We start from the raw sequence: 7363 nt of genomic DNA on the forward strand, positions 1-7363 counted from the left end.
CTTTTATTCTTTTTTCGACTTTTCGGCACGTTTGTTGATGACAATCAGCAGTACCAGTACGGTAACGAAAATGAGGGTTGACAACGGGCGTAGCTCCGGTGTCAGGCCGCCTTTGCGTGCATCGGCGTAGATGTAGGTGGAGAGAGTTTCAAGCCCTTCGTTTCCGATGGTGAAGATGGTTACTGCAAAATCGTCGATGGAGAGAGTGAAGGCAAGGATAAACCCGCTTATCATTCCCGGCAGTATCTCCGGCATAATGACTTTGCGCAATGCCTGGAACGGGGTCGCTCCCAAATCGAGGGCAGCCTCATATACATTCTGGTTCATCTTCTTCAGCCGTGGCATGACGCTGAGAACCACGTAGGGGGTACAGAAGGAGATATGCGCCAGTACCACCGTCGTAAAGCCCTGCGATATGCCGAAACTGACAAAAAGCAGAAACAGCGATACACCCGTGATGATATCTGCGTTCATCATCGGAATGGCATTGGCGAAGTTCATCACTTGCCGGGTGCGCTGCCGGAGGTTGAAGATGCCGATGGCTGCAAAGCTGCCCAGGAGGGTACTGGCGGTGGCGGCAATCAGTGCGATGACAAAGGTGTTTCCTATCGCACTCATCAGCGAGTGGTGCATGCCGCCCGTGAAGAGTGAGCTGTACAGTTTGGTAGAGAATCCCGTCCAGTTGCCCAGTACCTTGGCTTCGGTAAACGAGAATATCATGATAATCAAGATAGGCGAATAGAGCAGCGCCAGCAGCAGCCACAAATAGCCTTTGGCAAGAATACGTGTCATCATATCACACCTCCGCTTTCATTGGATGCGCCGTCTTCTTCGTTGGTAAAGAGGATGGTGATGCCTATCAGCAACAGCATGATGAGCGAGAGGGCGGCTCCGTAGTTCCACATTCCGTTATAAATATTCTCCTGTACCGTGGTTCCGAACAGTTTGATGTTGTTCATCGTCAGCAGTTCGGCAATGGCGAAGGTAGATACCGTGGGCATGAAAACCATCACGATACCGCTCATGATGCCCGGCATGGAGAGGGGAAGGATTACTTTCCCGAATACCTTCACAGGGGAGGCTCCGAGGTCCTGTGCAGCTTCTATCAGATTGTGATCCATCTTCTGCAGGGTGTTGTATATGGGGTAAATCATGAAAGGCAGGAAGTTATAGACCATGCCGAATACCAATGCGCCTTCGCCCAGCGGCAGGTTCAGAAAATCAAACAAAGCCACGGTGGCAAGGGTTCGTATGAGGATATTCACCCACATGGGCAGGATGAAGAGCACCACCATGGTGCGGGAGGTATTGAATTGCTTCTGGCTGAGGATGTAGGCAGCCGGATAGCCCAACAGCAGACAGGCCAGGGTCGTGATTACGGCGATTCCGATGGAATAGACAAATGTGTTCAGCGCTTCGGGGTGCATCATGAATTTGCGGAAGTTGGCAAGGGTGAAAGCACCTTCGGCATCCGTAAAGGCATACAGCACGATGAGCAGCAGCGGCACTATTACAAATACAAGCAGAAACAGCGCATAGGGTACCGTCCAGTTACGCCGGCGCATGAAGAATGAAGCGGGAGAATATTTTGATGACATGAGTCATATTTATTACTTATAGTGAATATTAAAAATGTCTCTTTACTATCTTTCAAGGAAAAGCAGTAGTTCCTTTACTCTGCTGATTTCTCTCCTTGCCTTAGGAGAGAGGCCGGGGCTTTACCCGTATGTTTTCCGGTGCGATGGTGATGCCCACGCGGTCACCGTCGTCCCACACGTCATTGGTATCGACGAAGATATCCTCGTCCCAGTCGGTAAACACCGTAAGGTGGTAATGGTTTCCCTTGTAAAGAATGAATTTCACTTCACCCGTCAGTCGTCCGTCCTCTTCATTGTCTTCGAGAATGACGTTCTGGAAGTCGATTTCCACAAGAACGGGACTTTCGGGGGCGATGTCCGTCACTTCCCTGCATTCGAAGCTGCAGCCCAGGAATTCCACGTGGGTGGAGTCTGTCAACTTGCCCTCGAAGGTATTGCAGGTACGCTCTTTCTTCATGACGTGGATGTCGAAAGGCTTTACCAGCAGGCCGACTTCGCGTCCGGCTTCAAAGCTGTGGTAGTCCTGCACCATGAGTTCGTAGCCCTCATGCGTCTGTACCAGCATTTCGTAATGCACGCCCTTGAAAATGCAGCTGGTGACGGTACCTGTCAGTTGGGCGGCATCGGAAATGTCGAAGATATAAATGTCTTCCGGACGGATGACGACATCCACTTGTGTCTGTTCGCCGAAACCTTCATCGACACACTCAAAGTCGTGTCCGCAGAAAGTGACGGACTTGTCTTTGATCATGACACCGTTCAGAATGTTGCTTTCACCGATGAAGTCGGCCACAAAGGAGTTGATAGGCTCGTTGTAAATATCGGTAGGCACCCCCGTCTGTTGTATCTTCCCCTCACTCATCACGACGATGGTGTCACTCAGGGTCAGCGCTTCTTCCTGGTCGTGGGTCACGTAAATGAAGGTGATGCCCAGTTTCTGGTGCATTTCCTTCAATTCCATCTGCATGTCCTTGCGCATCTTCAGGTCCAGTGCGGCAAGCGGTTCGTCGAGCAGCAGCACTTCCGGTTCGTTGACAATGGCACGGGCAATGGCTACACGCTGTTGCTGTCCGCCGGAGAGTGAATCTACGTCACGGTCCTCGTAGTCGGTCATGCCTACCATGCGGAGTGCCTGTTTCACTTTCTTCCCGATAGTGGCTGCGGGCATCTTTTTCAGCTTCAGGCCAAAGGCTATGTTGTTGAATACGTTGAGGTGGGGGAAAAGGGCGTACTTCTGGAATACGGTATTCACCGGCCGTTTGTGCGGCGGTGTCTGGGTGATGTCCTTTCCGGCAATGGTGATTACTCCTTCCGATGCTGTCTGGAAACCTGCTATGAGGCGCAGCAAGGTTGTCTTTCCACAACCGGACGGTCCCAATATTGTAACAAACTCGCCCTTACGGACAGACAAGTTTACATCATTCAGCACGGCTTTGTCGCCAAAAAATTTTGATACATGTTCCACACCGATGATGCAGTCGGACTTTTGCATAAGCGTTTCTAAAGTTTATCTAAACAGATTAAACAAATCTCAAGCTTTAAAAAAAGCGGAGGCAAAGGTACATAAATTCTTGTACTTTTTCTTTTGTTTGCCCAAAAAGAAGAGGAGTCCGAAAAGAAAAAGTCCCGGAAATGCAGCCTTGATGCAAAAGAAAAGTATTTTTGTACTCTGATATGGATTTAGAACTTAAAAATAGCAAGATGGAAAAGAAAATTGTACTTATCACCGGAGCCTCTTCAGGAATAGGCGAAGGTTGTGCGCGTAAATTTGCCATGAACGGTTACCGCCTTATTCTTAACGGGCGTAATGTGGAGAAACTGGTTGCCGTGAAACAGGAACTGGAAGAGAAATACCATGCCGATGTTTTCCTGCTGCCTTTTGATGTACGCGACCGTCAGGCTGCCCGGATGGCTCTTGACTCGTTGCCTGCCGGATGGAAGGAAATCGATATATTGATAAACAATGCCGGACTTGTTATCGGCGTTGACAAGGAGCACGAAGGCAATCTTGACGAATGGGATGTAGTGATTGACACGGATGTGAAGGCATTGCTTGCCATGACTCGTTTTGTGGTTCCCGGCATGGTAGAGCGCGGGCGCGGCCATGTCATCAATATGGGTTCCATTGCCGGTGATTACGCCTATCCGGGAGGAAGCGTGTATTGCGCTTGCAAGGCTGCCGTCAAGGCGCTTTCAGACGGACTGCGCATCGACTTGGTAGATACCCCTGTACGTGTGACGAACATCAAGCCGGGACTGGTGGAGACCAACTTTTCTGTGGTGCGTTTCCGGGGTGACAAGGAGGCTGCGGATAATGTATATAAAGGAATTCGCCCGCTGGACGGTGACGATATTGCCGAAGTGGTTTATTTTGCCGCTGCCGTGCCCGGACATATCCAGATAGCCGAAGTGTTGGTGATGCCTACGAATCAAGCTACGGGGACCATCACCTACAAGCAGAAATAAGACGCTCTGTTTATCTTGAAGAAATGAAGGGAAATCCTTCAGCGTCGTAAAGGTGAGGTTGAACAACGTAAAGGTGAACTTTGAAACCATTGTACCATAAGCTTTTCTTTCATTTCTATTGGGCGGAAGTTGTTCATTTGAATAACATTACATATAGCTTTATTACTGAATCGGGGATTTGGGTATAAATATCCGTAAATCATATACAAGCCGACTTGTTCAATCGCAGTAAATTTGCAATCAGAAAAAGAACCATGAAATAGAACGGCTATGAACAGGATTTTTTTAATTTCAGTATTCAGTATTTTAACATTCAATGTTATGGCACAGGAAAAGATTGTACAGACGGCAGGGCGCACCCAACTCGGTGAGTTTGCCCCCAAATTCGCGGAACTCAACGATGATGTCCTTTTTGGCGAGGTGTGGAGCCGCACCGACAAGCTCGGCCTGCGTGACCGCAGTTTAGTAACGGTTACCTCCCTTATCAGTCAGGGGATTACGGACAATTCGCTCGTGTTTCACCTCCAGTCGGCAAAGAAGAACGGTATTACCCGTACCGAAATCGCCGAAATCATTACCCATATCGGTTTCTACGCGGGTTGGCCGAAGGCTTGGGCGGCGTTCAACCTCGCCAAAGGCGTATGGGCAGAGGACGCCACCGGTGAAGATGCCAAAGCCACGTTCCAGCGTGAGATGCTTTTTCCCATTGGAGAACCGAACACTGCATACGCGGAGTACTTCATCGGTAACAGCTATCTTGCTCCCGTATCGCGCGAGCAGGTTTCCGTCTCTAACGTCACTTTCGAGCCTCGCTGCCGTAACAACTGGCATATACACCGCGCTACTAAAGGCGGCGGACAGATGCTTATCGGTGTTGCCGGTCGTGGGTGGTATCAGGAAGAAGGCAAGCCGGCAGTGGAGATTCTGCCCGGTACGGTCATCCATATTCCGGCTAACGTGAAGCACTGGCATGGCGCCGCTTCTGATGGTTGGTTTGCCCATCTTGCTTTTGAGGTTCCCGGTGAGAATACTTCTAATGAGTGGCTGGAACCGGTGACGGATGAAGAATACGATAAACTTGAATAATATCGTCCATACTCCCGTAATTCAAGCAATTGCGGGAGTTTTTTATCCGGCTTCCTCCTTTGTGCGTATGGCTTTATAGGATTCCAGTTCCTTCCTGCTTCGGCTTGAAGTAACCAGATAGACACCGCCGAAAATAAAGATAACTGCCATCCCCTTGATAAAATTGAAAGAGTCCATCCCCCAGCAGACAGCAACAATGCAGGCTACAAGCGGCTGGATATAGTTGTACATGCCTGCTACGGTCGGGCGGAGGTTTTTCTGTCCGACCACGATCAGCATATAGCTGAGGAAGGTAGCTCCCACAACAATAAAGGACAAGCCGCCCAGTTCGGGAAGATGCAGGCCGCTCCAGTCCGTATGCATCAGGCTATCGGCGGAAAATGGCAGGATGCATATGAAAGCATAGGTGAACATCCACTTCATAATAGTCACCAGCGAATATTTGTTCACAAAATCCTTATACAATACAATGTAAAGGGCATAGCAGAACTGCGCCAGCAACACCAGCAAATCACCCCATATCATTGTGCCGCCTGTAGTTGCCGATGTTTCCTGCCCGTTCTGTCCGTTTCCAAGTATCAGTAACAGCGCACCGCTTGCTCCGGCTGCAATGCCCAGCACTTTCTTGCCGGTAATGGGCTCTTTCAGTATCAATGCTGCCAGTACCATGGCCCATAGAGGCATACTGGTAGTAATGATGGAGGCATCACCGGGTGAACTTAGACTGACACCGAATATGAAACACCCTTGATTGAATACGATACCTAAAAGGGCGGCAACAAACAGGCTTGCCAAGTCCTTATGGCTGACATGCTCCGGTTTTTGAAAAAAAGAAGTTATCCAGAAGAGAATCATTGCGCCCCCGATACGTAAATCTGTTACGACAAGAGGCGTGACTGTTCCTCCCAACATGATAAACTTGGATATGGGAGACATCAGCCCCCACATGGCATTCGCCCCGAACATGGCGGCGTGTCCTTTCCAACAAATCTTTTCCATATGCTATTGTTATGTCTTTACCTGGCCTCTATGTCTCTCCGGTTGTCAATGGGTTTGTCATGAGCCGTTTCTGATATTTTTTTGTGCAAAGTTAAGTGTCATGGAAATGAAGATTATTGTATTTTTGCACTATAAACATGGAAAAATAAACTATGTGGAAAGAAAATCTATATCAGCCCGTTGAAATACTTTTAAGGGAGCACGATACATTTCCGATAGGGGAGCACCAGCATTCCTTTTTCGAAATGGCTTATATACTGGAAGGTACGGGGAGTTTTGTGGTCAATACCGTAAATGGCGGGGAAGAACATCATGATTATTGCGCCGCTGATTTATGTCTGATACCGCCCAATAGGGTTCACCTGTTTCAGACCCGTTCGCATAGCTGTTATTTGTTTATCCGGTTTACGGAGAATTATGTGACCGATTATATAAACAGATATGCCGAGGACGCTCTCGATATACAAGCCGGATACTGTATCCGATTTCAGCAGGGTGATGCGGAAACGATTCACTGCCTGATTGAACTTGTTGTCAGGGAGGTATCTGAGAAAAAAATGATGTCAGACTATCTGCTGAACTACTACGTGAACAGCATTATTGTGCTTGCTGTAAGAAATCTTTCCACATCAGCCCCGGAACATGACAATACGGACAAGGCGCAGTATATGCTAAGATATATCAGGCAACATATCCACCAGCCAGAACTTCTGAAATTGAATATTGTGGCTGAAAAATTTCATCTTTCCCCCACTTATGCAGGACGTTTCTTTAAACGGAATTTTGGAGAGGATTTCAAACAGTACATTCAAAAAAGCAGGTTGAAAACAGTGGAAGACATGCTTGTTGGTACTCAAATGAGCATTAAGGAGATTTCAAACAGAATGGGCTATACTGATCCGTGTTACTTGCATAAGTTGTTTCTACAATATCACCATATGACCCCTTTGCAATACAGAAAGAAAAATAACGATATACACTTACCTGTTGGTGAGGGAAAATGATTATTACGTTGGTAACAAGATGAATGTTGAAGGATACAAAAGGCAATAAAAAAAGTTCCACAAAACATTGATTTTGTGGAACTTTCATTTTTTTTGTCGCCGTTTGGCTTTTCTCTTATGTGATTCGCTTGGGATTCTCCTTAGAGAATTACCATGCTGATATTTAAAACTTTATATGGGTCAACGTAAAAACCTGAGGGGGTAAAATTA

At 47.8% G+C, this 7363-nt stretch carries 7 protein-coding genes; 3 read left to right on the forward strand and 4 right to left on the reverse strand.

Features of this window, described 5'->3' with window-relative positions; genetic code table 11:
• Positions 1-3: 3 nt before the first annotated feature.
• The 3 genes from HMPREF9446_RS13795 to HMPREF9446_RS13805 all read right to left on the reverse strand — a co-directional run bounded on the left by HMPREF9446_RS13795 (position 4) and on the right by HMPREF9446_RS13805 (position 3090).
• A complete protein-coding gene (locus HMPREF9446_RS13795; protein ID WP_009126322.1) occupies positions 4-795 on the reverse strand; it encodes an ABC transporter permease in 792 nt (263 codons plus the stop codon).
• Positions 792-1565, reverse strand: coding sequence for an ABC transporter permease (locus HMPREF9446_RS13800; RefSeq protein WP_009126323.1), 774 nt, complete (start codon positions 1563-1565; stop codon positions 792-794). Before HMPREF9446_RS13800 ends, HMPREF9446_RS13795 begins: the two co-directional genes overlap by 4 nt.
• 133 nt (positions 1566-1698) lie before the next feature.
• Complete coding sequence (locus HMPREF9446_RS13805; RefSeq protein WP_009126324.1) at positions 1699-3090, reverse strand: polyamine ABC transporter ATP-binding protein; 1392 nt, start codon at positions 3088-3090, stop codon at positions 1699-1701.
• A gap of 209 nt (positions 3091-3299) precedes the next feature.
• Here HMPREF9446_RS13805 and HMPREF9446_RS13815 point away from each other — a divergent pair, with 209 nt between their 5' ends.
• Both HMPREF9446_RS13815 and HMPREF9446_RS13820 read left to right on the forward strand, forming a co-directional pair.
• A complete protein-coding gene (locus HMPREF9446_RS13815; protein WP_039969666.1) occupies positions 3300-4064 on the forward strand; it encodes an SDR family NAD(P)-dependent oxidoreductase in 765 nt (254 codons plus the stop codon).
• Positions 4065-4334: 270 nt separating this feature from the next.
• The gene (locus HMPREF9446_RS13820) at positions 4335-5150 is read left to right on the forward strand and encodes a carboxymuconolactone decarboxylase family protein (protein ID WP_009126327.1); all 816 of its coding nucleotides are present in this window, start codon (positions 4335-4337) and stop codon (positions 5148-5150) included.
• 42 nt (positions 5151-5192) lie between these two features.
• On the opposite strand, the gene HMPREF9446_RS13825 is transcribed toward HMPREF9446_RS13820, so the two are convergent.
• A complete protein-coding gene (locus HMPREF9446_RS13825; protein ID WP_009126328.1) occupies positions 5193-6149 on the reverse strand; it encodes a DMT family transporter in 957 nt (318 codons plus the stop codon).
• 152 nt (positions 6150-6301) lie between these two features.
• Here HMPREF9446_RS13825 and HMPREF9446_RS13830 point away from each other — a divergent pair, with 152 nt between their 5' ends.
• Positions 6302-7153, forward strand: a complete 852-nt coding sequence (locus HMPREF9446_RS13830) for a helix-turn-helix domain-containing protein (protein WP_009126329.1) — start codon at positions 6302-6304, stop codon at positions 7151-7153.
• Positions 7154-7363: the final 210 nt, after the last annotated feature.

This window comes from Bacteroides fluxus YIT 12057 (assembly GCF_000195635.1).
GTDB lineage: Bacteria > Bacteroidota > Bacteroidia > Bacteroidales > Bacteroidaceae > Bacteroides > Bacteroides fluxus.

Bases quoted from the DNA above. Each gene is read 5' to 3' on its own strand.
- HMPREF9446_RS13795 (WP_009126322.1), bottom strand. From the start codon at position 795: ATGATGACACGTATTCTTGCCAAAGGCTATTTGTGGCTGCTGCTGGCG.
- HMPREF9446_RS13800 (WP_009126323.1), bottom strand. From the start codon at position 1,565: ATGCGCCGGCGTAACTGGACGGTACCCTATGCGCTGTTTCTGCTTGTA.
- HMPREF9446_RS13805 (WP_009126324.1), bottom strand. From the start codon at position 3,090: ATGCAAAAGTCCGACTGCATCATCGGTGTGGAACATGTATCAAAATTT.
- HMPREF9446_RS13815 (WP_039969666.1), top strand. From the start codon at position 3,300: ATGGAAAAGAAAATTGTACTTATCACCGGAGCCTCTTCAGGAATAGGC.
- HMPREF9446_RS13820 (WP_009126327.1), top strand. From the start codon at position 4,335: ATGAACAGGATTTTTTTAATTTCAGTATTCAGTATTTTAACATTCAAT.
- HMPREF9446_RS13825 (WP_009126328.1), bottom strand. From the start codon at position 6,149: ATGGAAAAGATTTGTTGGAAAGGACACGCCGCCATGTTCGGGGCGAAT.
- HMPREF9446_RS13830 (WP_009126329.1), top strand. From the start codon at position 6,302: ATGTGGAAAGAAAATCTATATCAGCCCGTTGAAATACTTTTAAGGGAG.